The sequence below is a fragment of the Paenibacillus hexagrammi genome (assembly GCF_021513275.1).
GTDB classification, from domain to species: domain Bacteria; phylum Bacillota; class Bacilli; order Paenibacillales; family NBRC-103111; genus Paenibacillus_E; species Paenibacillus_E hexagrammi.
Window position 1 is genome coordinate 2,342,952 of sequence record NZ_CP090978.1, and the last position, 23,749, is coordinate 2,366,700.

At 46.1% G+C, this 23,749-nt stretch carries 22 protein-coding genes and 1 pseudogene; 20 read left to right on the forward strand and 3 right to left on the reverse strand.

Features of this window, described 5'->3' with window-relative positions:
* The first annotated feature begins 67 nt into the window (after positions 1 to 67).
* Positions 68 to 1,141 carry a lactonase family protein gene (locus tag L0M14_RS10330; RefSeq protein ID WP_235122021.1) on the forward strand — a complete coding sequence of 358 codons (1,074 nt, stop codon included), beginning with the start codon at positions 68 to 70 and terminating at the stop codon, positions 1,139 to 1,141.
* Between the two features lie 142 nt (positions 1,142 to 1,283).
* Here L0M14_RS10330 and L0M14_RS10335 read toward each other — a convergent pair whose 3' ends face one another.
* Positions 1,284 to 2,186: an AraC family transcriptional regulator gene (locus L0M14_RS10335; protein ID WP_235122022.1), complete on the reverse strand. Its 903-nt coding sequence runs from the start codon at positions 2,184 to 2,186 to the stop codon at positions 1,284 to 1,286.
* Between the two features lie 138 nt (positions 2,187 to 2,324).
* Between L0M14_RS10335 and L0M14_RS10340 the strand changes: the two genes are divergently transcribed.
* Positions 2,325 to 2,936 carry a hypothetical protein gene (locus tag L0M14_RS10340; RefSeq protein WP_235122023.1) on the forward strand — a complete coding sequence of 204 codons (612 nt, stop codon included), beginning with the start codon at positions 2,325 to 2,327 and terminating at the stop codon, positions 2,934 to 2,936.
* Positions 2,937 to 3,058: 122 nt separating this feature from the next.
* Here the strand turns inward: L0M14_RS10340 and L0M14_RS10345 are convergent, their stop codons facing one another.
* The gene (locus L0M14_RS10345; protein ID WP_235122024.1) at positions 3,059 to 3,727 is read right to left on the reverse strand and encodes an MBL fold metallo-hydrolase; all 669 of its coding nucleotides are present in this window, start codon (positions 3,725 to 3,727) and stop codon (positions 3,059 to 3,061) included.
* A gap of 153 nt (positions 3,728 to 3,880) precedes the next feature.
* Between L0M14_RS10345 and L0M14_RS10350 the strand changes: the two genes are divergently transcribed.
* Together L0M14_RS10350 and L0M14_RS10355 are read left to right on the forward strand one after the other, a co-directional pair.
* Complete coding sequence (locus tag L0M14_RS10350) at positions 3,881 to 4,513, forward strand: hypothetical protein (protein WP_235122025.1); 633 nt, start codon at positions 3,881 to 3,883, stop codon at positions 4,511 to 4,513.
* A complete protein-coding gene (locus tag L0M14_RS10355) occupies positions 4,510 to 5,271 on the forward strand; it encodes an S-layer homology domain-containing protein (RefSeq protein ID WP_235122026.1) in 762 nt (253 codons plus the stop codon). Before L0M14_RS10350 ends, L0M14_RS10355 begins: the two co-directional genes overlap by 4 nt.
* 87 nt (positions 5,272 to 5,358) lie before the next feature.
* Here L0M14_RS10355 and L0M14_RS10360 read toward each other — a convergent pair whose 3' ends face one another.
* A complete protein-coding gene (locus L0M14_RS10360) occupies positions 5,359 to 5,529 on the reverse strand; it encodes a hypothetical protein (RefSeq protein WP_235122027.1) in 171 nt (56 codons plus the stop codon).
* A gap of 312 nt (positions 5,530 to 5,841) precedes the next feature.
* Between L0M14_RS10360 and L0M14_RS10365 the strand changes: the two genes are divergently transcribed.
* From L0M14_RS10365 to L0M14_RS10440, 16 genes and pseudogenes are all read left to right on the forward strand, one after another.
* Complete coding sequence (locus L0M14_RS10365; protein ID WP_235122870.1) at positions 5,842 to 6,549, forward strand: metal ABC transporter ATP-binding protein; 708 nt, start codon at positions 5,842 to 5,844, stop codon at positions 6,547 to 6,549.
* A pseudogene (locus tag L0M14_RS10370) lies at positions 6,495 to 7,380 on the forward strand (metal ABC transporter permease). Before L0M14_RS10365 ends, L0M14_RS10370 begins: the two are co-directional and overlap by 55 nt.
* A gap of 69 nt (positions 7,381 to 7,449) precedes the next feature.
* A complete protein-coding gene (locus L0M14_RS10375; protein WP_235122028.1) occupies positions 7,450 to 8,448 on the forward strand; it encodes a metal ABC transporter substrate-binding protein in 999 nt (332 codons plus the stop codon).
* A 293-nt stretch (positions 8,449 to 8,741) separates the two neighbouring features.
* Entirely contained in the window at positions 8,742 to 8,837 is a 96-nt protein-coding gene (comI, locus tag L0M14_RS10380; RefSeq protein ID WP_235122029.1) for a competence inhibitor ComI, read from the forward strand.
* A gap of 295 nt (positions 8,838 to 9,132) precedes the next feature.
* Complete coding sequence (locus L0M14_RS10385) at positions 9,133 to 9,354, forward strand: hypothetical protein (protein ID WP_235122030.1); 222 nt, start codon at positions 9,133 to 9,135, stop codon at positions 9,352 to 9,354.
* A 99-nt stretch (positions 9,355 to 9,453) separates the two neighbouring features.
* A complete protein-coding gene (locus L0M14_RS10390; RefSeq protein ID WP_235122031.1) occupies positions 9,454 to 10,020 on the forward strand; it encodes an O-methyltransferase in 567 nt (188 codons plus the stop codon).
* 113 nt (positions 10,021 to 10,133) lie between these two features.
* Entirely contained in the window at positions 10,134 to 10,631 is a 498-nt protein-coding gene (locus tag L0M14_RS10395) for a hypothetical protein (protein WP_235122032.1), read from the forward strand.
* A 209-nt stretch (positions 10,632 to 10,840) separates the two neighbouring features.
* Positions 10,841 to 11,770 (forward strand): tyrosine-type recombinase/integrase, encoded by a 930-nt coding sequence (locus L0M14_RS10400; protein ID WP_235122033.1) that lies wholly within the window; start codon positions 10,841 to 10,843, stop codon positions 11,768 to 11,770.
* A 66-nt stretch (positions 11,771 to 11,836) separates the two neighbouring features.
* On the forward strand, positions 11,837 to 12,499 hold the full coding sequence (gene rpiA / locus L0M14_RS10405) for a ribose-5-phosphate isomerase RpiA (protein WP_235122034.1): 663 nt from the start codon (positions 11,837 to 11,839) through the stop codon (positions 12,497 to 12,499).
* A gap of 155 nt (positions 12,500 to 12,654) precedes the next feature.
* Entirely contained in the window at positions 12,655 to 14,595 is a 1,941-nt protein-coding gene (locus L0M14_RS10410; protein WP_235122035.1) for a glycoside hydrolase family 127 protein, read from the forward strand.
* Between the two features lie 361 nt (positions 14,596 to 14,956).
* Positions 14,957 to 16,129, forward strand: coding sequence for an ABC transporter substrate-binding protein (locus L0M14_RS10415; RefSeq protein ID WP_235122036.1), 1,173 nt, complete (start codon positions 14,957 to 14,959; stop codon positions 16,127 to 16,129).
* Positions 16,126 to 16,404, forward strand: a complete 279-nt coding sequence (locus tag L0M14_RS10420) for a hypothetical protein (protein WP_235122037.1) — start codon at positions 16,126 to 16,128, stop codon at positions 16,402 to 16,404. The genes L0M14_RS10415 and L0M14_RS10420 overlap by 4 nt, the downstream gene beginning before the upstream one ends.
* An 88-nt stretch (positions 16,405 to 16,492) precedes the next feature.
* Positions 16,493 to 17,446: a carbohydrate ABC transporter permease gene (locus tag L0M14_RS10425; protein WP_235122038.1), complete on the forward strand. Its 954-nt coding sequence runs from the start codon at positions 16,493 to 16,495 to the stop codon at positions 17,444 to 17,446.
* A complete protein-coding gene (locus tag L0M14_RS10430) occupies positions 17,443 to 18,276 on the forward strand; it encodes a carbohydrate ABC transporter permease (RefSeq protein ID WP_235122039.1) in 834 nt (277 codons plus the stop codon). The genes L0M14_RS10425 and L0M14_RS10430 overlap by 4 nt, the downstream gene beginning before the upstream one ends.
* Before the next feature lie 181 nt (positions 18,277 to 18,457).
* The gene (locus tag L0M14_RS10435) at positions 18,458 to 18,694 is read left to right on the forward strand and encodes a hypothetical protein (protein ID WP_235122040.1); all 237 of its coding nucleotides are present in this window, start codon (positions 18,458 to 18,460) and stop codon (positions 18,692 to 18,694) included.
* Positions 18,695 to 18,707: 13 nt separating this feature from the next.
* Complete coding sequence (locus L0M14_RS10440; protein ID WP_235122041.1) at positions 18,708 to 23,747, forward strand: Ig-like domain-containing protein; 5,040 nt, start codon at positions 18,708 to 18,710, stop codon at positions 23,745 to 23,747.
* Positions 23,748 to 23,749: the final 2 nt, after the last annotated feature.

Genomic DNA, 23,749 nt, shown 5'->3' on the forward strand with positions numbered 1-23,749 from the left:
TCATTGCCAATTGCCGGTAGATTTGCGATAATGCGCATAGAGTTGATATGGAATGGAGGAATTTTTCATGGAAACAAATTCAAGAATTCTCGCTTTTATCGGTTCCTATGCTGATGCTGCTGCACCCGGTCTGTATGCGTGCAGCTATGATACAGAAACCGGACAGTTGGAGCTGCTAGAGCAGGCATCGGGCTTGCAGAACCCGACTTTTTTGACTATAGATGCTCGCAGCCATAAGCTTTATGTACTGTCTGAAGCGACGGACGAGGAAGGTAAGCGCTGCGGCGCTGCGGCGACCTACGAGTTTCATTCGGAGACGGGGCAGCTCACTCATTTGAACACGGAAAAGACTGTTCCTGCAACAACCTGCCATATCGCGCTGGATCAGACGTCCCAGCTTGCCATGGTGTCCAGCTATCATGGGGGAATGGTTGGCGTATCGCCTATTCTTCCCGATGGCAGCCTGGGAGTAACCTCGGATATTCAGCAGCATGAAGGGAGCAGCTTACTTCCGGTGCAAGACAGGCCTCGAACTCATTCCGTATTCGTCGATCGTGCCAATCGCTATGTAGGCGTGTGCGATCTTGGCCTCGATCAAATCGTCATGTACAAGCTCGACTTGGAGAGTCAGCGCTTGATCTCGCACGGTGTGACGAAAGTGACGCCGGGCTCAGGCCCGAGGCACTTTGCTCTGCATCGGACGCTGCCGTATGGATACGTCATCAATGAGCTCAACTCCACGATCATCGCGTTTGCTTATGATGAGGAGAAGGGGCAATTGACGGAACTCCAGACGGTTGCCACACTGCCGGAGGATTACACAGGCGACAATGCCACAGCGGATATCCATATCTCCCCGGACGGGCGGTTCTTGTACGGATCGAACCGTGGACATGATAGCATAGTCGTATTCGAGATCGATTCCTCTAGCGGCAAGCTCTCCTACGTCGAGCATTCATCGACACTTGGCGGACATCCCCGGAACTTCGGCATTTCCCCAGATGGCAAATTCCTGCTTGTCGCTAACCGCGATGGAAATAACATTGTCACCTTGGCAAGAGATGGTGCAACCGGAAAGCTGCAGCCGACAGGTGGAGAACTCAGCGTGTCCAAGCCTGTTTGTATCCGGTTTGCAGAGTAGCTTTTTTCGAAGAAGCGTTGCAGACGTCTGTGACGGTTCTATTATCACCTTAGAAGGCTCTTATTCCTCTTGGAGGAAATCTACTGAAGCTCGAAATGGACCCTATAATATCCACAAAATTAGCCGCTGTTGCGGCTTTTTTCTATGAATGGATGCTCACATTGCTTGAGATAGGAATGTAGAGCCCGACCTCGCAATAATCGTCTCTCGCTAGGGATTCATCAATATATTCAAAATAATATGGATCGGAGAAGTCGTACCCCGCTTGGGGCATCCAAGCATCGATATAATTCCAGATCTGCTCCAATTGGCGGAATGTCAAATGAGCCGGATGAAAGTCGCCGACATAGGTGAAGACGATATACTTGTGCGGAGCAAGCACATTCCGGTACAGGCTCAAGTCCTGCTGTTCAAAGGAATGTACTTCAGTAGAAGGATAATAGTAGGTGTAGCTGGGGTCCTCGACCATATGGGTTAATCCGATATAGAGATGCTCATGGACCTTATCGGGAACATGGGGCATGATTTGTGAAAAAAATTCGAGACCTGCGGCGTTCGCGGTATGATGTTCGTAATTCTCCTGCACATATATTTGGTTCTTTTTACCGACTAATAAGCATCCAGGCTTTACAACAAAAGCAGGTTCAAAAACAATTCCGTCTGCGACTCGTTCTAACCTCGATACGTCATATTTTTCTGTCAGCGTGATTTGTTGAAATTGTTTACGCAGGCTTGCCGGCGTGACGCCGAATTGTTTTTTGAAGGAGCGAATATAGGACTGCTCGTGCTCAAAGCCGAATTCAGCCGCGATATCAATGATTTTCCAGTTGGCATTCAGCAGATAGTCGATGCTCTGGCTTAGTTTTCTCGCCCGTATGTATTCCATGAGAGGATGTCCTGTGGAGTGGCGAATTAAGCGATGCAGGTGAAATTTAGATACGTGCAGCGATGCGGATAGCGTATCAAGCGTTAGGTTCGTTTTTAGATGTTTTTCGATATAACAGATGGTATCTTGAATAATTTGATAGAAATGATCTGTGGTCATCAGGCATCTCCTTGGCCAAAAAAGCAAGAATTGTTCATTCTATTATATGGAAATAACGGATAATGACAATATGCAATTTGAATATCGTTATCAAATCTTAATCCTATATATAGAACATGTCGCAAGGGGAGATCTGTGATGCTGCATTTATTCGGGAACCGCCACAAATTATCGCCTGCCCATGTATTGGAAGTGCAGCTTCAAACACTGGAGTCTCTTGGATTTTCTTTTCAAATGGAGACAGAGGTGCTAGTTCAAAGTCTGCTCTATCAATACAGCAGAATGTACTACGAAGATGAGCCTTATGACTTCTTGTTGTCCATTTGCGGAGACAGTCATCTGGATGAGAATTACCATGAAATCAGATTTACGCACGATGTTTGGACACTGGATTTACACAGCACAGGGGATGCCCGAGCCTATTTGATCGCAATCGATGCCATGAACCGTCTGGCCAAAGGAGATTTTCTGATTGAAGCGTGTAAGCTTTATGTTGATCCTGAAACGAATGAGGCTCATGTCTCCTATCAATACCACGGTTTGACCATGAATTGTGATATTTCCATCCGGAAGGGTTGGATGGATGTTAGCTTGTTTCGAAAGCTGGGTAAACTGGCCAACAAAGGCAGCTCAGCCAAGCAATTTTATTATCGCAGGTATGAGGATCAGGCAGGCTTCCTGTACTCAGACCCTGATACTGTGAAGAAATTGAATGGAAGGCTTAAACATAAATATAAGCTTCTATCGTAATGTTGATGGATACATAACGTATCACCTACAACTATATCCTAGGCACCGAGGAATAAATAGAAGAGCTATCTCATTTGGTTGTGAAAACCGTGAGATAGCTCTTTTTGCAGATGGCTAGGCGACTACCCTTTGATTATTTCACTGATTCGAGCTTGAATTCCCTCTGTGCAGACACCGCCGTGATAGGTAATCACTTGGTCGATCTCCAGCGATTGCAGCTTCGTTAGTGATTCCAGCGCTTGCGGCATATTAGGGGTAAAGTTAGGATCCGGAGGCATAAGCACGCCGTCATGGGATGTAAGCGCGTCTCCGCTGATCAGTGTTTTGCTTGGAATATGGTACAAGCTGATATGGTCCGGCGTATGTCCGGGAGTGTAAATCACTTGGATGCCCCCGCAATAAGGCAGGATGTCACCGTCATGAAGGATCGTATCGACTTTGGCAGGAGGCAGGACGACTCCACGTTTCATCGTTGGTACTTCCCCGAGCAGATAGGGCTTGGTAAGCTCATGAGCCAGCACTTCGACTTTGCCGTCCAATGCTTGAACCAGCTCAGGCAGCGAACCTACATGATCCATGTCCTGATGGGTGATGATGATCTTGGTCAAGTTTTCGATAGAGGTGTCCGCGTTCTTAAGCGTTTCCCGGATGAGCTCTAATTGGCCTGGTATACCGGTGTCGACAAGGATGAGATCTTGATCATCCCACAACAAAGCAGCATGAACGACAAAAGGATTTCCACCTACGTTCATATTCAATACGAAAGGTTTAATTCCAGCAGGTTGAGACACAGCGATTCCTCCAGATGAAAAGTAAGTTACTTGTCTATTGTATCCTTTATAAGGTGTTACTACAAATTTTGCATTTTTGAGCGTGGGATGTGAGCGGTTAATCTTGTCAACAGGACTATCGATCTAGTAATCTAGTGGAAAAGGAGGTTTTACATGATTAGGAAATCAAGGGGAATTATAGCTTATCTAGTGCTGTTAGGTTCTTTGGTTGGCATCCTGCCAGGGCAAGCGGCTGCTGAAGAGAAAATTACGTATCCAATGAAACGTATCGATGTGCAGTATGCGGCCGAATTCACAGCGTACCCGCTGCAAGGTTCGGATAAAAGCACGGTTACCACATCGGTCTATGACCCTGCTTATTCAAATGGTGCGAAGCCTATTCATGTGCTGTACGGCATTGTGAAGCTAACGAACGAGCTTGATAACCCGATGATCGAAGAGTTTATTCGAGTAACGGACGGCTCGCAGATGACTCGCGGATTGTCCAACAGCGGCGGTCCGATCTATGATTTGAGTCAGCAAGTCAGAGGTGAAAGCACGGAGTTTGTAACGGGAAAAAAACTGGAAGGTAACAGCGTGGTCAAAGACTATTCAGAAGGCTGGAAGACGATCCGATTCGTAAGGAACTGGGATGACAACGGCAATCCGACCAACTTTACCATTGAATTTAACTGGGATGGTGTGGGAGCAGAGGATCCTTTCTTCCGCAAGCTAACGGAAACGAGCTATCAGATTGATCTATCCACGATAAATGATAACGGTGGAGATCAGGAGGTCAGACGATGATATCAGGATTAGGGAGATATATTGGAACATGGAATCGACGCATGGGGAAGCAGGCTGCATGCGGATTCCTTAGCTGTGCGCTGCTGCTTTCTGCTGCAGGGCTTGTGTCAGCGGAAGAACCCGCTGTGCATACTCATGAGGCAGAAATGCTGAACAATTTGCACCTCCTTCAAGGAACGGATCAAGGCTTTGAATTAGAGATGACCTTCACTAGAGCTCAGGGAGCCACTATGCTCTTGAGGCTGTTCGGATTGGAAGCCGCGGCGGTAAGTTCAGCGGAGCAGCCTGCTGTTTTTTCAGATATGCCAACGGATCACTGGGCTTACAAACACGTCACTTATGCGTATGATCAAGGCTATGTGCATGGTGTTACGGATTCTACGTTTGCTCCGGAATCCAACATGAGCGGCTCGCAGTTTATCGCCTTAACGCTGCGTGCCCTCGGCTACAAGGAAGCGGAGCCCAGTCAGGCAGGCGAACTGGCGGTCACCAGCGGGCTGCTAACTGCTGAGGAAGCGAAGCCATTGACATCGACAGCGACTTTCCTTCGCGATGATATGGTCGAAGTTGCTTATAGAGCCATTCAAACCAAGCTGAAGGATAGCCAACAAACATTGCTGCAAAAGCTGGTCGAAGACGATCAAGTGATTAGTGTTGCAGACGCGAAGGAGAGTGGCCTTTACCAAGTAAGCGCTGCCAGCTCTGATGATCCGATGGATCAAATTGAGCAAGCTCTAGAGAACGCGCTTGGTAACTAAACGAAAGAGAGGGAGGGAGAGAGTCCTTTCCATTACGGAAGGGACTTCTTTCCCGATAAGCAGCACTTCAGATCATGCGCCTGTAAGTTAGGTAATATTCTTGGAAATACCGTTTACATTCGGAGCATATTCAGCGGCATGCTTGCTAGTCAATGTTTGAGCTTCTTCAGTAAAATGAGCGTTGTTTTGTTGTTCATTTTTGGAATCCGCGCGGTTGTCCGAACGATCATGTTTAGGATCAGCACTATTTTTTGGCATTACAATCACCTCCATCATCGATAGTATGAGGAGGTGATTTACTTTTTATGCCATGGAAAAATCTTTATGTGCTGAGTTTGAAGCGACAAGACTACTTGAAGCGGGCACTAAGCGTGGCAACGACAAGGCTGGATAAATGGGCCAAAGTGTGAAGGTTCTCTTGACTTTTTCCTGAGAGAAAATAAGTTGCTATTTCAATAACCGGTTAAAACGTAATTATTACTATTTACAAATCGTAATAATTACTATAAGATATGGTTTGTTTATTGTTACCTCCGTGAGGAAAAGGAGAAAGAAAGAAAGGGTGATGCTCTGATGATCGTATCCATGCAGGATGTTCAGTTTGGTTATTCTGATGTGCCCTGCTTGCAGGATGTGAATGTAGATATCATGTCCGGGGAATTTGTAGCGATTACAGGGCCTAATGGTGCAGCCAAGACTACACTTTTGAAGCTGATGCTTCGACTTTTGCAGCCTTGGAAGGGAAGTGTTCAGCTTACTGGAAAGGGCATGCAAAGAGGGCGGCCGGTAATTGGATATGTGCCGCAGCAAATTGCCGCCTTTAACAGCGGATTTCCAAGTAAGGTATTGGAATTTGTTCGCTCAGGGCGCCATTCTTCCGGCTCGTGGTTTCGCAGAATGAACCGGGATGATGAGCAGAGGACGGAAACTGCGCTGCGGCAAGTCGGCATGTGGGAGCTGCGTCATCGCAGAATCGGTGAATTGTCCGGAGGGCAGAAGCAGCGGATCTGTCTGGCACGGGCAATCGCTCAGGAGCCGGATCTGCTTGTGTTGGATGAACCGACAACAGGAATGGATATGGAGAGCCGCAGCAGTTTTTATCGGTTAATGACACATCTCGTTCGAAGCTCAGGCATGACGGTTGTGATGGTTACTCACAGCTTGGAGGAAGTACGTCCCTTGCTGGACCGAATCATTCAATTGGAGAGAAAGGAGCATGGTGGATGGAAATGCTGCACTACGACTTCATGCAGCGGGCATTTTGTGCCGGTGGAATAGCTGCTTTGATCGGTTCGGTATTAGGTGTGTACTTAATGCTGCGGCGTCAAGCCTTGATGGCAGATACCCTATCTCACATTTCACTTGCTGGTGTAGCGCTTGGGGCCATTTTAAAATGGAACCCGACCCTAACGGGCTTTCTCGTTGCTGTTGTTGGCGGTATTGCCATCGAAACGACCCGACGATCTTTTCGTACATACAGCGAAATGTCGATTGCCATCATGATGATCGGCGGATTATCCACGGCTGTGGTGCTGATGAGTCTAAATCAAAGTATCAACAAAGGCTTCAGCGCCTATTTATTCGGTTCCGTTGTTGCTGTGAGTGCAAATCAGCTGTGGTTGATGCTTGGGGTAGCTGCCCTTGCGGCAATTTATTTCTTTTTCTTACGCAGGCCGTTGTATCAAATCACATTTGATGAAGATACAGCAAGGACAAACGGCTTGCCAGTCACATGGATATCGTTATCCTTCAGCGTGTTGACGGGCTTGATTGTTGCCGCTGCCATGCCGGTTGTCGGAGTTTTGCTGGTGTCAGCGCTTATCATTTTGCCAGCTGCATTAGCTATTCGTATTGCTCCAAGCTTTACGGCTGCGATATTCATTGCAATGGCAGTCAGTGTAACAGGTGTCTTTGCAGGAATTGCTGTTTCTTACAAGCTTAGCACTCCCCGGGGGCTCCATATCGCTGCTCTTGCTTGTCATACTTATTTCTGGTTTAGGAGTTAAGAGATTATGGATGCGATATATGAAAAGCAGGAATAAGAGTCAGGAACTCGTGGCAAAAGAGCCAGTATTTCAAATGGAAGCCCTAGGACTGCGTAATGAATAAAATTCTCATTCGCTATGTAGCTATTAGCACTATTTACAAAAAGATATACTTACATTTCAGGAGGGTAACATGAAGCCGTTTATTGTGAAAATATTGTTGTTTTCTGCTGTATCGACTATTGTTCTCGCAGGCTGCAGCAGTTCCACATCAGGTTCTGCCTCAAAATCCTCATCCACACCCGCGGGTACTAATGCGAAAAAGAAGTTAAAAGTGGTCACCACCTTTTACCCCATGTATGAATTCAGTAAGCAGGTAGCTGGCGGGCATGCAGATGTGATCGCACTTGTGCCGGCTGGCGCTGAACCTCACGATTGGGAGCCAACTGCGAAAGACATGACTCAGATTCAAGATTCTGATGTTTTTGTGTATAACGGAGCGGGCGTTGAGCATTGGGTAGAAAAGGCGTTAAACAGCTTGCATAAAGATTCAAGTATCGTGGTCGAGGCAAGTAAAGGGATTGAGCTTATGGAAGGCACAGCGGAAGAAGACGAGGATGTGCACGAACATGGGGAGGATGAGAAAGCTTCGATCAAGCCCGGGATGGTGATGGACCCTCATGTGTGGCTTGACCCGGTGCTTGCACAACAGGAAGTGCTAGCAATTCAAGCGGCATTCGAGAAGGCGGATCCAGCGCATAAAGAAGATTATAAGCACAATGCGACTGAGTACATATCCAAGCTCCAAGAGCTTGACCAATTATTCCGAAATACGCTCGCGGATGTGAAACGCAAGGAATTTGTTACCCAGCATGCAGCTTTTGCATACTTGGCCAAGCGTTACGGATTGACTCAAGTACCGATTGCCGGACTGTCTCCCGAAGAAGAGCCTGCCGCTTCAAAAATGGCGGATATCGTTCAATTTGCCAAGGACCATCAGGTTCAAACCATCTTTTTTGAAACACTCGTCGATCCAAAGGTAGCCGAAACAGTTGCCTCAGAGATTGGTGCTAAATCCGCCGTATTGAATCCAATCGAGGGCTTGACGGACGAGGATAAAAAACAAAATCTGGACTACATAGGTATCATGAAGATGAACTTGAATGCTTTGAAATTAGCGTTGAATGAATAGTTATGGTGTTATAAACTGCCTGATTCTAAGGTTGTATGATCATTTCTTCTTTTACATGCCGGGCTGCTGAGCCCGTTTTTTTATTTTGATGGAATGTTTCCCGTGTCTGTGACTGGGATTATTTACATATGTTTGCTTTGCTAGATGGTAGAACTGATCTGGAATTTACATTCGCTAAGCACCACAAAGTAAGCGAACAAATATTCTATCCAACCCTATTACATTGTGGTAAGATATAGAAATACAATTGAATCTTGGGTGGGCATGGTTTCCCTTCGAAAGGAGGTGAGGCCATGGAGGTAAAAGATGCACTGTCGATCATGTTCCTGTTCGGAATGTTTATCCTTGCACTTTTAACATACATCAATTCGAACAACAAGAGAAAGTAAAAACCCACCCCAAGGTTGCAGCCGAAGGTGGGTTTCTTTGCCCTGAGACTTAGAAGGGAATAGACCATCCAAGCCGATTGTATAGCCGAGTGTTAGCGCACTCGGTTTTCTTATATATAAAGGATAACACATCTTCAAAGCGATGAAAACCTGAAATACGTAAACGAAGTATTACATTTGTATCATGTCACCTAATTTCTGCTTCCAAGAAGGATTGAGAGCATGTTACAAATAAAGGTAATCTTCTCTAGTGTAATCGGCATCGGATCATGATTTAACTGGAAGAGTGACAGCGTTGGAATTTTCGAATCCAGATTACTCTATATATGAAGTAACAGTAGGAACGCAATGGGATGAAGCGAACGAAATGCTACTCGCTCACGATTTCAAAACTGTAGACCAATCAGATCATGTGTATCAAAATGGAGAGTATTTTATTTCATTGCAAGGCACAAATCGTGTTGAACGCATTCAGGTTTCATTTATAGATAAAGATCTAAGAGATAGGAATTACTAATTTTCATCATATTCCTTTGTTTACAAAGAATTTGATGAATAAAGCCAGCGTCATGCTTGGATAAACCTGGGATAAAAAAACTGAAGGGTGCGATGATACATGTCTTCCGAAGAATTACTGCCAAAAATCAATGAAATCTTGGATCGAGCCAAGCAGTTAGGATTTACAATGTCATGTGATACGGAAACGGGTCAGCTGTTACGCGTATTAGCTGGATCGAAGCGAAAGGGGGATTTTCTTGAACTAGGAACAGGTGCAGGTCTTTCGACATTATGGTTGCTGGATGGGATGGATGCAGCTAGCCGTCTGATTTCCATTGAAATGGATGAGTCCATTCAACATATTGCTAGAACTTGTATTCACGATGCTCGTGTGGAATTTATTTCGATGGATGGCGGAATGTTCATAGAAGAAAATAAAAGCAAGAAATTTGACCTCATTTTCGCGGATACGTGGCCAGGGAAGTTTTATTTATTAGAGGAGACGTTAGCCATGGTGAAGCCAGGGGGATATTATATTATCGATGACTTACGTCCGATCGAGACTTGGCCAGATGATCATAGAGAAAAAGTACAAAGCCTCGTTAGTACGATGAGGAACTTAGAGGATTTTTATGTTGTTGAGCTTAATTGTTCAACCGGTTTGATTTTAGCAACTAGAAAGTAAAGAATGTGACTTGATAGAATGGATTAATGGAGTATGGAGTACGTAGTACGTAGTACATAGTACGCATATGGTAAGGTTGGTTGTTGATTACATAGGAGATGAAGTGAGGAACTGTGAAAAAGAAGCTAGCTTTATTCTTATCTAAAAACGCTATACCATTACTCATTCTAGCAAGCTTCATTAGTTTTTTTGCATGGTGGGGGAAGTATTTCTCTCCAAAAACGAACGTCGGTATTGTATTTATGTACATTCCAGTATTGATCATTTCCGTCTTCACCCTATTTTTCGTGACAAGAAAAAAATGGTCAAACATTGTGACGATGAGTTTGATTTGTATAGAATTTCTATTTTTCATCGTTCAACCCTACTATGCTGCATATGAGGAGAAGAAAAGGGAGCCGTTCTTGGCTTCGTACTTGAATGCAGCCTATCCTGGGGAACATTGGACCATTGATTACACAGATCACCATCGAACGTCTAATAACTATCATGTCGTATTTGACAACGAGAAGGATATTACGTATTTGTACCATGTTGATAAGAACGGTACGGTAACAAGAACAGGTTATTCGGGATCGAAACCAGACGGGGATTTTAAACACTATAAGTAAAAGGTTATAGGTTGATGAGGTGCGGCTCGGAAGCGTTCGCCAACAAACCGGGCCCTGATGTATATTTCACCTAGAATCCAGCCAAAAAAATTACGCTAAATATATGTTTCGCGTAATTTCGTTTTGGATCGACTTTTGTTATGATGAACGTACAAGATTCCACAATATTTTTAACCATAAAATGGATATTTCTAGGGGAGAGATGAATTTTGGACACCATTCAGTACGACGAGGATCTCCTGGATTTTTTTGATACTTGGATGAAGGATCAGGGCTTTACCCTTCAAACGCAAAAAGCATATCTTGGCGATACGCGGCAATTTCTAGCTGCAGTTGCTCCTAAACTATTCTCAGAGATCGAATCTATTGATGTTATGAGGTTTCTTACGAGGATCCGGCAGCGAGGAGCGGGGGATTCGACTCGGAACCGATACTTGTCGTCGATTCGCACCTTTTACAATGCGATGATTGATCTAAAGCTAGCCGCAAACAATCCTGCGTTGCATGTAAAGAAATCCAAGGTAGATAAAGATCAAGTACCCTCATATCTAGAGGGACATGTGTTAGGCGAATTTATCGATTCCTTGCAAGGGAAATACCAGATGCGAAATGTGGCTATGTTTTTGCTGATGGCTTATGCCGGATTACGGGTAAGTGAGCTTTGTAAATTAAATATTTCTGACTTCAACAGAACAACTGGGGTATTACATGTGAGAGGAAAAGGGCGGAAGATGAGGACGATTCCACTCCCGCAGGAACTGGTCTCGATCCTCAATGTGGCCTTATCGGAGCGGGTTCAGCCGCGCAAAGAAACGGAACTGGCGTTTTTCATTTCTCAATTTGGGCGAAGAATTCATATCCGAACGATACAAAAAATTGCCGAAGAGCAATTTAAACTTTTTCAAAAGAAATACATCGAATTGCAAGGAAAATCTTTAAGCAGCCATAAGCTTCGACATACGTTTGCGACGATGCAGGTCCTTGCCGGTACAGATATCAGGACTCTTCAAGAGCTGCTGGGGCATTCGAGCATCCAAACCACCCAAATCTACACGCATGTCGGTGATAAACAGAAGCAAGAAGCAATGAATCGTGTCGTACCATATGTGCCCGAAATATTCGCTAAGGTCAAGGGATAACAAGGTGAGGCTTGTTAAATATTGAGAACTGTGGAATTTAAGTAACCATTCATGGAGGTAGTAGCATTGGACGCAAAACGAATAGCTGCAGAAAAAGCAACAGCATATATCGATCATGAGATGGTCGTTGGTTTAGGGACAGGATCAACCGCCTACTGGGCGATTCAAAAAATCGGAGAGAACGTAAAGCGCGGCTTACGTATTCAAGCAGTGGCCACGTCGATCCAATCGGAAAATTTGGCCAAGGCGTTAGGGATTCCGATGTTATCCATGTCTATGGTTGACTCTATTGATTTGACGATCGATGGGGCCGATGAGGTTGATGAAGCATGGAATTTAATAAAAGGTGGCGGAGGGGCGCTCTTGCGTGAGAAAATTGTGGCCTCCACGAGTAAGAATCTGTTCATTGTGGTTGATGAAAGGAAGCTGGTCAAGAAGCTAGGTGCCTTCCCGTTACCTGTTGAAATCGTTACATTCGCACATGAAATTACACAGAATAAGCTTCGTGCTCTAGGATGCATACCAGTATTAAGAATGAAAGAACAGCACCCTTATCTAACAGATAACGGGAATTACATCGTGGATTGTGATTTTGGAAGTATCGATCACCCTGAAGAGCTTCATCAAATCATCAATATGATCCCTGGGGTCGTTGACAATGGTCTATTTATTAAAATGGCGGCTAAAGTGATTGTCGGTTACCAGGATGGAACGGTCATTGAGATGTGACGGAAGTTAATAAGGTGTGACCTTCAGCTCAACCAGATTCGTATTATGTTGAATGAATAATGAAATTTTCTACTTTTCTGAAATATTTAGAATGTTTTGTAGGTGAAGCTTTCCCTATAATGAGTGTAAATCATTCAAAGGAGAGTAGATTCTTCATGCAGCTATCGGTTCGTATTCATGACTCTTTTTGGTCGGAATATATAAGACTAGTGAAAGAAGTTGTCGTTCCCTATCAGTGGGAAGCGTTACATGACAGGGTCCCGGGCTCCGAGCCGAGTTATGCCGTTCGCAATTTCAAGATTGCGGCAGGCCTGGATCATGGGGAGCACGGCGGAATGGTTTTTCAGGATTCGGACCCAGCCAAATGGCTGGAAGCCGTCGGTTATTTATTGCAAACGCATACAGATCCGGACTTGGAAGCCATGGCGGACGAATTAATCTCTTATATGGTAAAAGCCCAGCAGGCAGACGGATATTTGAATACGTATTTCACGATTAAAGAGCAAGGTAAACGCTGGACAAACTTGGCTGAGTGTCATGAGCTTTACTGTGCAGGTCATTTCATTGAAGGTGCGGTGGCTTATTACCGGGCAACGGGAAAAAGAATGATCCTTGACGCAGCTTGTAAGCTGGCTGACCATATCAACACGGTGTTTGGCCCCGAAGATGGTCAAATACAAGGCTACGACGGTCATCAAGAAATCGAGCTTGCCCTCGTGAAGCTGTATCGGGAAACTGGCGAAGCAAAATATTTGGAGCTCAGCCGATTTTTCCTGGAGCAAAGAGGTCAGCAGCCTCATTTTTACTTGGAAGAATTCGAAAAGAGGGGAGGAAGTGTTCATTTTCCCCAGCTTGATATTGCACATGACTTTGCTTACAGTCAGGCTCATCTCCCCGTACGAAATCAAGAGACAGCGGAAGGTCATGCCGTTCGCGTCGTCTATATGTGTACGGGAATGGCTGATGTCGCTGCGGAGACAGGCGATGAAGATCTGCTGCAAGCATGCCGTAAGCTATGGAGGAATATCGTTTCCAAACGAATGTATCTTACAGGCGCTATCGGTTCCCAGGAGTATGGGGAGTCGTTCACTTATGACTACGACCTGCCGAGTGACACCGCATATGCCGAGACTTGCGCATCCATCGGTCTCATTTTCTTTGCACAGCGAATGCTGCAAATCGAACCAAAGAGTGAATATGCCAATGTCATGGAAAGAGCGCTCTACAACACGGTTGTCAGCGGGATGTCTAGGGACGGAAAGCGGTTCTTTTATGTAAATCCGTTGGAGGTTGACCCTGCCAGATGCCGGCACAATAAGAATTATGCCCATGTGAAAGCAGAGAGGCAGGGGTGGTTCGGATGCGCATGCTGCCCGCCAAATATCGCTAGGCTTATAGCTTCCCTTGGCGAGTATATCTATACTCAAAAAGGCGAAACCATCTATACCCATCTCTACATCGGAGGCGAAGCTCGGTTCCAGATAGGGGAAACCGCAATTACCATAAACCAGCAATCGGATTATGCGTCTATTGGTCAAGTTCATATGAAAATCGCAGCGGATCATCCAAATGGCATGACGTTTGCCTTACGGATTCCAGATTGGTCGGACACACTGAGCGTTCAGATTAATGAGTCTGCATATACTGTAGACTCGGAGCAATTTGTAGACGGCTATCTTAGGATTCATCGTATCTGGAAAGATGGTGATACGGTTGATCTTGATTTTGGCATGCCTATTCTTCGCATAAGAGGTCACTCGTCAATTCGCCATACGATCGGTAAGACGGCCATTCAAAGAGGCCCGTTTGTTTACTGCTTGGAAGAAGCAGACAATGGGGAGGGGCTGCACCAAATTGTATTACCTGCGGAAAGTGAGTTGACTGTCAGAAGTTCACCTGATATGCCTGCAGACGTGCCAGTTATTCAAGCCCAAGCGTATCGTGAACAACTGGATGGGAACGACGTCCCTTTATATAGATATTCAAGAACCGATAGACAACAGCTGGAAGAGGTTAGTATTACCTTTATTCCTTATTTCACTTGGGCTAATCGAAGTAAAGGTGAGATGACTGTATGGGTAAGGGAATTTCATTGAGATTTTTTGTTTGGTAGCATTTGAGCGTGAATAAGAATCGTTGGCGCAGCTAAATAAATTCTTTCAAAAAAGAGTGGAACGTGATACGTTATGTATCGCATTCTGCTCTTTTTGAATACCAACCAACAGATCATAGAGACAGCCGATGAAGCAAGATGGTCGGATCCGTCATTCGGGTGAAGCGAAGCGTTCACACAGCAGAGAGCGTTATCTGATTAGAATTTTGTAATCGCATCCATAAAGATCGTGATATTATCCACCATCATGAAAAATTTCGAATTTATCATTGAAAGCGCATTCCCTATAATTGGAATCAAGAAGAGCAACAAACTCATTGATGTAAAAAACGGGAGGTTAGAGAATGAGAAAATCGAAATTTATCCTTTCAGCTACGGTGTTGACACTTGCATTCAGCAGTATGCTTACAGCATGTTCCTCCAGTAATAATACCAGCAACCAACCAAGTGCAACCGATCAGAATGCAGCAACGAGCGCTCCATCTGCGCAATCAACGGCGACCGCACAAGCAGAGGAAAAACATGACCCTGTCACACTTAAGTTCACGTATTGGGGAAGTCCGCAGGAGAAGACGGCGCTTGAACAAGCGACGAAAAAGTTTACGGAAAAGTATCCTTGGATCACCGTAGACGCCATCCATATACCCGAAGCCGATTATGATGCCAAAATCACGGCAATGGTTGCCGGCAATGAAGCGCCGGATCTTGGTTATATGCACGGCGAGCTTGCTGATCCTTGGCAGAAGGAGAACAAATTCGTCAATCTGTTTGAGCTGCTGGACAAAGATAAAGAGCTGAAACGGGAAGATTTCCTAGATTACATTTGGTTCAAATCTTCGGCTGATAATGCGTACGGCATCAGTACTGCTGGCGAGACGTTCGGACTTTTCTATAATAAAGATTTGTTCGATGCCGCTAAGGTTGCTTATCCGCCTTCTAAGCCTGAAAGTGCATGGAGCTGGGATGAATTCGTTGAAGTAGCGAAGAAATTGACAATTGATAAAAACGGTAAAAATGCAGCGGATCCTGCGTTCGACCCGAACAATATCAAGCAGTACGGTGTTTCGTTTGAAACCTGGTACGGTCCGGTACAAGCAACCGTCATCAATAATGAAGGCGAGTGGATCGGCAAGGACGGCAAAACGTTCAGCTTCAGCAAGCCTGAAGCAACGGAAGCGATTCAGAAGCTGTCCGACCTGATCAATGTGTATCACGTGGCTCCGTCACCGGTGCAGGCCAAATCGATTCCATCCCAAGCCATCGCGCTGCAATCCAAGCTAGTCGCCATGTCCATGCACGGTCAATGGATCAATCTGGACTTAGGTGCGGCCAAAGTTAATTACGATATCGGTGTCCTGCCGAAGCTCAAACGCAGCGTACCCATGGGCATCAGCGGCTTGTCGGTGATCTACAAATCTTCCAAGCACATTGAAGAATCCTGGATGTTGACGAAGTTCCTGGAAAATCCGGAAGGCTCCTGGATCTATACAAAGATGGCTTATGGATGCCTACCATGACCAAATGGTATACGGATCCATCCCTCGTAGCCAAATGGGCGGAGAACAACCCTGCGCATCCGGCGGGTTTTAAAGATGCTATGATGAACAACTTGCTGAAAAACGGCGTGCCGTCCGGTCCTTATTACATGAAGAACTTCTCCAAGATTAATGCGATTACATTCTCTGAGATCGACGCCGTCATGCTCGGCAAGAAAACAGCTGCAGAAGCGATGAAGGAAGTCGAAGCGAAGGTACAACCGGAAATTCAAGGTCGTTATGATGTGAATCCATAACAAGTCTAAAAATAGAAGTTCCGGATGCCCGTTCAGGAAAATAAGGGCAGGGCATCCGGAATAAATAAAACAATGGAGAGAAACCGTCATGAAAACTGAATGGACGATTCCAAGAACATTAAGCCGCCATAAATCAGCGAATGTGAGAAAAAAGAGACCTAAAGATTTGGTTTACGGATTGTTGTTCGCTTCACCCGTGCTGTTGGGGTATCTAATCTTTGTTATCATTCCGATTTTCGTCACTATCTTCTTGAGCTTTACGAAGTACAACGTGGGAAAGCCGCCTGAGTTTATCGGACTGGACAATTATAAGAACTTGTTCAGCGGTGCCGATCCTTTCTTTTACCCGGCTGTAAAAGCAACGGTCTATTATGTAGGTGTTAGTGTCCCGCTGGGCATCATCCTATCCTTCTTTGCAGCGATACTCCTCAATCAGAATATTAGGGGAAGAACGATTTTTCGAAGTATTTTCTACCTTCCCGTCATCATTCCGCTCGCAGCTTCATCCATGGTCTGGCTCTGGCTGCTTCAGCCGGATTTCGGTATTGTTAACTATGCTTTGCAAACGCTTCATTTGCCGACCTCCAAATGGCTTGGAGAGACGGCTTCCGTCATACCAACACTCATTTTGTTCAGCTTCTGGACACTCGGAAATACCATTGTGATCTTCCTGGCAGGGCTTCAGGGGATACCTAGTCATTTATATGAGGCTATAGAAATCGACGGTGGCAATTCCTTTCATAAGTTGATCTATGTAACCATTCCGATGAGCTCGCCGATTATTTTCTTCAATACGGTAATCGCATTTATCAATGGTTTTCAAACCTTCGTACAACCGGCAGTAATGACCCAAGGAGGTCCGAGCAATGCAAGTTTGCTGTATGTCCTGTATCTCTTTAACGAAGGCTTCAAATTTTCCAGAATGGGCAGTGCCAGCAGTATTTCCGTTCTCTTGTTCCTTGTCGTTATCGTATTCACGGTTGTGTTATTCGCCTTCTCCAAATCGCTTGTTTATTATGAAGGGCAGGGCAGTAAAAAATGAGAAAATTATCGTTCCTTAACAAAACGATCCTATATGCGTTGCTGGTTGCCGGAAGCGTGTTTTGCTTATTTCCGATCCTGTGGATGCTCCGAACGTCCATCATCGAGATGGGAGAGCTGTTTCAAAATCCGCCAAAGCTTCTGCCTTCCCATTGGTATATGGATAATTTCAAGCAAGCGCTCAGCGCTTATCCGTTCGGCCGATTCTTTATGAACAGTGCAATCATTACGGGCGGTGCCGTCGCCGGCGTGCTGCTGACGAGTTCGATCTGCGCCTACAGCTTTTCACGAATGGAGTGGCCGGGAAGAGATAAAGTGTTCGGATTTATTTTAACAGGACTAATGATTCCGTTTTTCGTTGTGATGATTCCGCAGTTTGTGTTTTGGAAATCGCTGCATTTGACGGATACGTTTGTCCCGCTCATCGCGCCTGCCTGGTTCGGGGGCGGAGTGTTCAACATTTTCCTGCTTCGGCAATTCTTTATGAGCATCCCGCGAGAGCTGGATGAAGCAGCCAAGGTGGACGGTTGCAGCCATTTCCGGATTTATTGGCAAATCATTTTGCCCATTGGCAAACAGGCACTGATCGTTGTAGGATTGTTGACATTTTTGACGAACTGGAATGACTACTTGGGACCTCTTGCGTTTATCACCTCCGAAAAGAATTACACCCTGATGCAGGGGCTCACCTTGTTCCAAGGCTCTTATACAGCTCAGTGGAATTTAATGATGGCAGCGACTTCCGTGATCGTGATTCCTTCACTCCTTGTTTTTCTCATAGCACAGCGTTACTTTATTGAAGGGATTGCGATGACGGGTATTAAAGGATAGTGGCGAGGACCTATTTCTTCGCCAGCTACACTTTGAAGAAGGGGTGATGCAGGAATTTTGTATAGAAGGAGCGGGTTTGGTTATACATTAGGCCAAATGAACAGCTTCGGTAAGCAAGGTCATGCTTGGAAGTGTCAACCCATATATGAAAACCAAATTGATGAAACAAGGGGTAGTGACTATGAAACGGTTCAAGCGTTCGATTCGCAAATCAGTTGCCGTAACCGTTACGGCTCTCTCCGTACTATCGAGCTATAACGCGTCAGCTTTTGCAGCAACAACGGCAGGTTCTGCGGATACAACCGGTAATTCGAATGTTGCATCCAATACTGTCGTCAATAATAACGATCCCGGACTTCCCGTATTTACGAATCCAAGCGGGAATCCGGTTGTGCCCGCAAGAGCCAGCAGCCTATGAGGCAAGCAGGAGCATGATGCAGGATATGTACGCAGCCGATCTAGCAGCAGGCGGGACCTCCTATTGGATGGACAGATTGCTGGGCCGATCCGGAAGTGATCCGGCAGGCACACAGATGATGTCTCGAGGCAGAGCGTTATACATGTATGGAAACAGCGCATCGGTCATCGGCTTCGGCAATGATGTCGCGTATTGGGATGAGATCAGCAAGCAGAAGGCTTACTCCATTCAGGCTAATGGCGTTACCTTTACCGAAGACTCGAGCAAAAGGTATCAGACACCTAGCTATTGGTACAGCTTGTTTAATGCCAATTCAGCCGGTTATACACTGGAAGAGACCAAATTTATTACGGAGAATAACGTTGCTGTTACGAACGTGAAGATTACGAATACCGGTTCCGCAGGCAAAACGTTAACCTTAACGGCTGATTCACCCTATGCAACAACCGCCTCTGAGGATGGAACGGAATTAACAGGTGTGATTGACGTCAAAAATAAATTGACGAAGCTGTATCCGAGAATTAGCGGGGAAGGAATGACGGCGAGCAACGGAATTTTGACCAGAACCTTAACCTTAGGAGCAGGAGAATCCGTTACGCTTAAATTCCAAATGGGCTTCATTGCGAATGAAATTCCCGAATCCCTAACGGACTATAACCGGTTCAGGACGTACGATGCGAATACAGCGTATCTGACGCAGCTAAAAGAAAATAATAAATGGTGGGCAGACAATATTCCTTATATTGATGTTGCAGACGACAACATCAAGAAGATTATTTATTACAGATGGTGGCTCAGCCGGTTTAATTTCCTTGATGCGAATATTCCGGGTAATGATTATCAGTTCCCGATTTCCGTTGAAGGAGCGCTCGGCTATAACAATGCCATCGTGCTTACTCAGCCCATGCACATGCAGGATCTCAAATATTTAAGAAATCCGATCTATTCCTACGGAGATTGGGTTTCGGCGGGGGAAGTGTCTCGGGACAGCTTGTTCACAGATAATCCCGGCGATCCGGCCAACTGGAATAACAGCTATACCCAGTACATCGGGGATTCGGCTTGGCAAACGTATCAGGTACACGGCGGTCCGTCCAAAATCTTGAAAAATCTCGCACGATACGCCGAGAAAGACGCCAAGGGCCAACTGGACCGTTTTGATACGAACAACAATTACTTAATTAATTATGATTGGGGCTCCTTAACGGGGAACGATGCGGACAGCAATGCATTCCACTACTTTGAAAAACGCGGAAATATCGATCAGGATCGAACTGAAAGCGCTTTCGTATATGGGAATGCCATGGCTTCGTCCAAAGCCTACGAGCTTCTTGGGGACACGTCCAAAGCTGCCGAGATGAAGACACTTGCCGACAATATCAAACAATCGTTTTTGAATAACTTATGGGATAACTCCACGAATATGTTCCTGCAAAAGGACCTGTTCTCCAGCAGCTTCATTCCTTGGAAGGATGCGAACAATTACTATGCCTTCCAGATGGATGATCTTGTTCCTAAGGATGATCCGAAATATCTGGAATCTCTCCGATATTGGGCGGATAAGAGCGAGTTCCCGATCTTTCCGTTCTACACGGCAGATCAGAAGGATAAGGCCGAGTCGGTCGCTGCTGGCGTAGGAGGAAGCAATAACTTTTCCAATATTAATGCGACAGGCAATATGAGACTCTTCACTGAAGTTCTGAGGAAGTATCCGGATCAGCCATATATCACAGCAGATATGTATAAAAAGCTGATGTACTGGACGGGATGGGCAACAGCGATTAATGGAAACATTCAGTATCTGGATAACAATGAATATTGGTACAACTGGGATCCTAATACACAGCAGATTAAAGGCAGATCCGGCATTCATCATAATATTCTAGGGAACTACAATTACTCCATCATTGAAGATGTGGCAGGACTTATGCCGAGAACGGACTCTATGGTTGAACTAGCGCCGATCGACATCGGCTGGGATCACTTCACGGTGAACAACCTGAGCTATCACGGCAGCGATATGACGATTGTATGGGATAAGCCAGGTGACGGCACCAACCACTATCTGAACTCGCCTGAGGGCTATTCGCTATATATCGATGGCTCGCTTGCCTTTACTGTCGATAAACTCGCGCATGTAGAATGGAATCCGGCAACAGGTGAAGTGACCGTCAAAGACAATAGCGGAGCGACGGTGCTAGCGAAGCACAGCAGCAGTCAAATGAAGGCTGCGACTGACGTGGATTTGTCGACAAACAGCCGTGCTGTCGATCTATTCCAAAAGGCAGGCGTAGATCTAACACAAGAGACAGGAAATGCAGAAAATCTGGCGCTCAAAGGAGCGGCATCTGCATCATACACAGCTGCGGATACGGCTGTAGAGCATGCGGTTAACGGGTTTACGATTAGCGGAAATGCTTACGTATCAGGAAGCTTCCGAGCAAATCCGCCTATTTGGGGAACTAAAGGTTCAGTCAATGCGCAGGATTGGTACCAGCTTGACTTCGGAACCACGCAGACTTTTGACGATGTAAAGCTGTACTTCTATAACGATAAACCGTCCAATTCGTATAGAGAGCCTTCCTTATATACACTGCAATATTATGATGAAGCTGCATCAAGTTGGAAGGCGGTTCCCGGACAATACAAATCGCCGACACTTGCGAACTACAATCATATCCAATTCCCTGCCATCACAGCGCAGAAGCTTAGAGTATCGATGACACCGAAGGCCGGGTTCGCCGTGGGGATCAAAGAACTTCAGGTCTTCAGCACAGGCGTGCAGGCTCCTGTTGCTGTTAATACACCACCGGTCGTGACCGCACAGCAGGATTCGAGTGTCAAAATTCCTTTGAAAGCCAATTTGTTGGCATCTGTCTCTGACGATGGCGCTCCTGAGGGTACATTGACTTCCACTTGGTCAATGAAAAGCGGGCCTGCAGGCGGTCAAGTGTCCTTTGTAAATGCGAACGCAGCGAATACACTAGCAAGCTTTAGCAAACCAGGAACATACGTTCTAACGATATCCGCTACCGATGGAGAATTAACCACTTCCGTAGATATCACGGTAACGATTGATCCACTTCCGAATAATGTCAACCTAGCTCTTACGGCTACGCCAAGTACTTCCTATGTTTCATCATGGGAAAATCTAAGCGGCATCAATGACGGTTATGACCCAAGAAACTCGACAGATAAAAACGGCTCGGCATACGGTAACTGGGCACACGGGTCACCAACGGAGTGGGTGGAGTATGACTGGCCAAATCCGGTAAACGTGAACAAATCGGATGTGTACTGGTGGACAGATAACGGCGGTATCCTGGCTCCAACTGCAAGTAAGCTGCAATATTGGGATGGAAGTGCATTCGTTGATGTTCCCAATGGCAGCGGCAATGGGGTTGAATTGAACAAATACAATACGACGACGTTCTCCCCGGTAACGACAACTAAGCTTCGTTTGACCATGACAAGGGGAGCACAGTGGACCGGTATCTTGGAGTGGAAGGTGTTTGCAACGCCGACAACAAGCGTCTTGCCTGTTAAGGTGAGCACGGTCCAAGGCAAAGAGCCATTACTCCCATCGCATGTAACGAAAGTGCTCGTTGACGGCTCAACCACGGAGGCAAGCGTCATTTGGGATCCTATTACGGAAGATCAACTGGAGAACCCTGGAAGTTTTACGCTGACCGGCACCGTAGACGGCACGAACGTGCGTGCGGATGCGACCGTTTATGTCAGGGTCACGGATGCGGTTTCCATTACAAGCATTGCCGATGTGAACGTAACGACAACTTTAGGCAAAGCACCGCTATTACCGGCTTACGTGGAAGCAACGTATAATGACGGTTCGATGGATAATATCAACAATACCGTCACATGGAGCACTTACGACCCTGAGCTGTTACAACAACCGGGACAGTTTACGATTACAGGAATCGTTCCAGGTACTTCGATCTTAGCTAAAGCGAATATTACCGTCATTGATCCTGCGGGAGCACCGTTCATTACAAGCATTCATGCAGTTGGTGTATCGACCCAGGCGGGAACTTCTCCTGAACTTCCTGATACGGTTACAGCTACCTACAGCGATGCTTCTTCCCAATCGGTCAATGTGGTCTGGGATGCGGTTGACCCGTCGAAATATGCACAGGCGGGTACATTTACAGTGAACAGTAAGGTGGAAGGCACGAACGTTAAAGCAGTAGCGAACGTAACGGTGACCGGCGGACCTTCCGGCACTTTAAGCGGACCTGCAGCTATCCAAAGCGGCCAAGAGCTGGATTTGGTCTACGGCTTGAGCGAGGTGAGCCAAGAAGTATTAGCTCAAGATATAACCGTGGCTTATGATGCTAATAAGCTGGAGTGGGTCGGGGTAGACGATACGATGCTGAATCCGAGCTTTGTCGTTGTAGCCCAAGACGCACAGCCTGGCAAAGTCCGCCTCATTATGGCCAACGTCGGTCAAGGCTCGAAGGTTGTGGACGGCGATATCTTGAAGCTGCGCTTTCAGGTAAAGGGTGCGGAAAGCTCCGGTGTTACTAACGTTTCTGTCACACCGATCATCGTTGCCAACGCAGATGGAGCAGAGAACGAGCTTACGGGAGCCGCTTACAGCGGGGTGATCAATGTCATTGATAAAGCGGCATTGAGAGCTTTGATTACCGAGGCGCAGGCCCTTTATGACACAGCAGAGGAAGGTACGGGTGTAGGTCAGTACCCAGCCGGTTCGAAAGCGATCTTGCTGGCTGCTATCCATAGCGCTAGCGCGGTCGCAGATAACATTGACGCTACGCAGGAGCAAGTCGAGCAGGCGGTAACTGATCTGAATGCAGCTGTGCAAGCATTCAAAGCAGCCGTTGTCAAGGAGCGTCCAGGAGATGTCAACCATGACAACACTGTTAGCATCGGTGATTTGGCGCTCGTTGTAGCCGCATATGGCAAGTCAAGCGAAGATGCGGATTGGGCTCAATATCAAGCGATGGACTTCGATCATAACGGAACAATTGATATTGTAGATCTCTCGGCATTGGCTCGACTTATACTCGAATAAGA

What these genes read in the sequence shown, in the direction of transcription:
- L0M14_RS10330 (WP_235122021.1), top strand. Translation starts at nt 68, where the DNA reads ATGGAAACAAATTCAAGAATTCTCGCTTTTATCGGTTCCTATGCTGAT.
- L0M14_RS10335 (WP_235122022.1), bottom strand. Translation starts at nt 2,186, where the DNA reads ATGACCACAGATCATTTCTATCAAATTATTCAAGATACCATCTGTTAT.
- L0M14_RS10340 (WP_235122023.1), top strand. Translation starts at nt 2,325, where the DNA reads ATGCTGCATTTATTCGGGAACCGCCACAAATTATCGCCTGCCCATGTA.
- L0M14_RS10350 (WP_235122025.1), top strand. Translation starts at nt 3,881, where the DNA reads ATGATTAGGAAATCAAGGGGAATTATAGCTTATCTAGTGCTGTTAGGT.
- L0M14_RS10355 (WP_235122026.1), top strand. Translation starts at nt 4,510, where the DNA reads ATGATATCAGGATTAGGGAGATATATTGGAACATGGAATCGACGCATG.
- L0M14_RS10360 (WP_235122027.1), bottom strand. Translation starts at nt 5,529, where the DNA reads ATGCCAAAAAATAGTGCTGATCCTAAACATGATCGTTCGGACAACCGC.
- L0M14_RS10375 (WP_235122028.1), top strand. Translation starts at nt 7,450, where the DNA reads ATGAAGCCGTTTATTGTGAAAATATTGTTGTTTTCTGCTGTATCGACT.
- comI (WP_235122029.1), top strand. Translation starts at nt 8,742, where the DNA reads ATGGAGGTAAAAGATGCACTGTCGATCATGTTCCTGTTCGGAATGTTT.
- L0M14_RS10390 (WP_235122031.1), top strand. Translation starts at nt 9,454, where the DNA reads ATGTCTTCCGAAGAATTACTGCCAAAAATCAATGAAATCTTGGATCGA.
- L0M14_RS10410 (WP_235122035.1), top strand. Translation starts at nt 12,655, where the DNA reads ATGCAGCTATCGGTTCGTATTCATGACTCTTTTTGGTCGGAATATATA.
- L0M14_RS10415 (WP_235122036.1), top strand. Translation starts at nt 14,957, where the DNA reads ATGAGAAAATCGAAATTTATCCTTTCAGCTACGGTGTTGACACTTGCA.
- L0M14_RS10420 (WP_235122037.1), top strand. Translation starts at nt 16,126, where the DNA reads ATGACCAAATGGTATACGGATCCATCCCTCGTAGCCAAATGGGCGGAG.
- L0M14_RS10425 (WP_235122038.1), top strand. Translation starts at nt 16,493, where the DNA reads ATGAAAACTGAATGGACGATTCCAAGAACATTAAGCCGCCATAAATCA.
- L0M14_RS10430 (WP_235122039.1), top strand. Translation starts at nt 17,443, where the DNA reads ATGAGAAAATTATCGTTCCTTAACAAAACGATCCTATATGCGTTGCTG.
- L0M14_RS10435 (WP_235122040.1), top strand. Translation starts at nt 18,458, where the DNA reads ATGAAACGGTTCAAGCGTTCGATTCGCAAATCAGTTGCCGTAACCGTT.
- L0M14_RS10440 (WP_235122041.1), top strand. Translation starts at nt 18,708, where the DNA reads ATGATGCAGGATATGTACGCAGCCGATCTAGCAGCAGGCGGGACCTCC.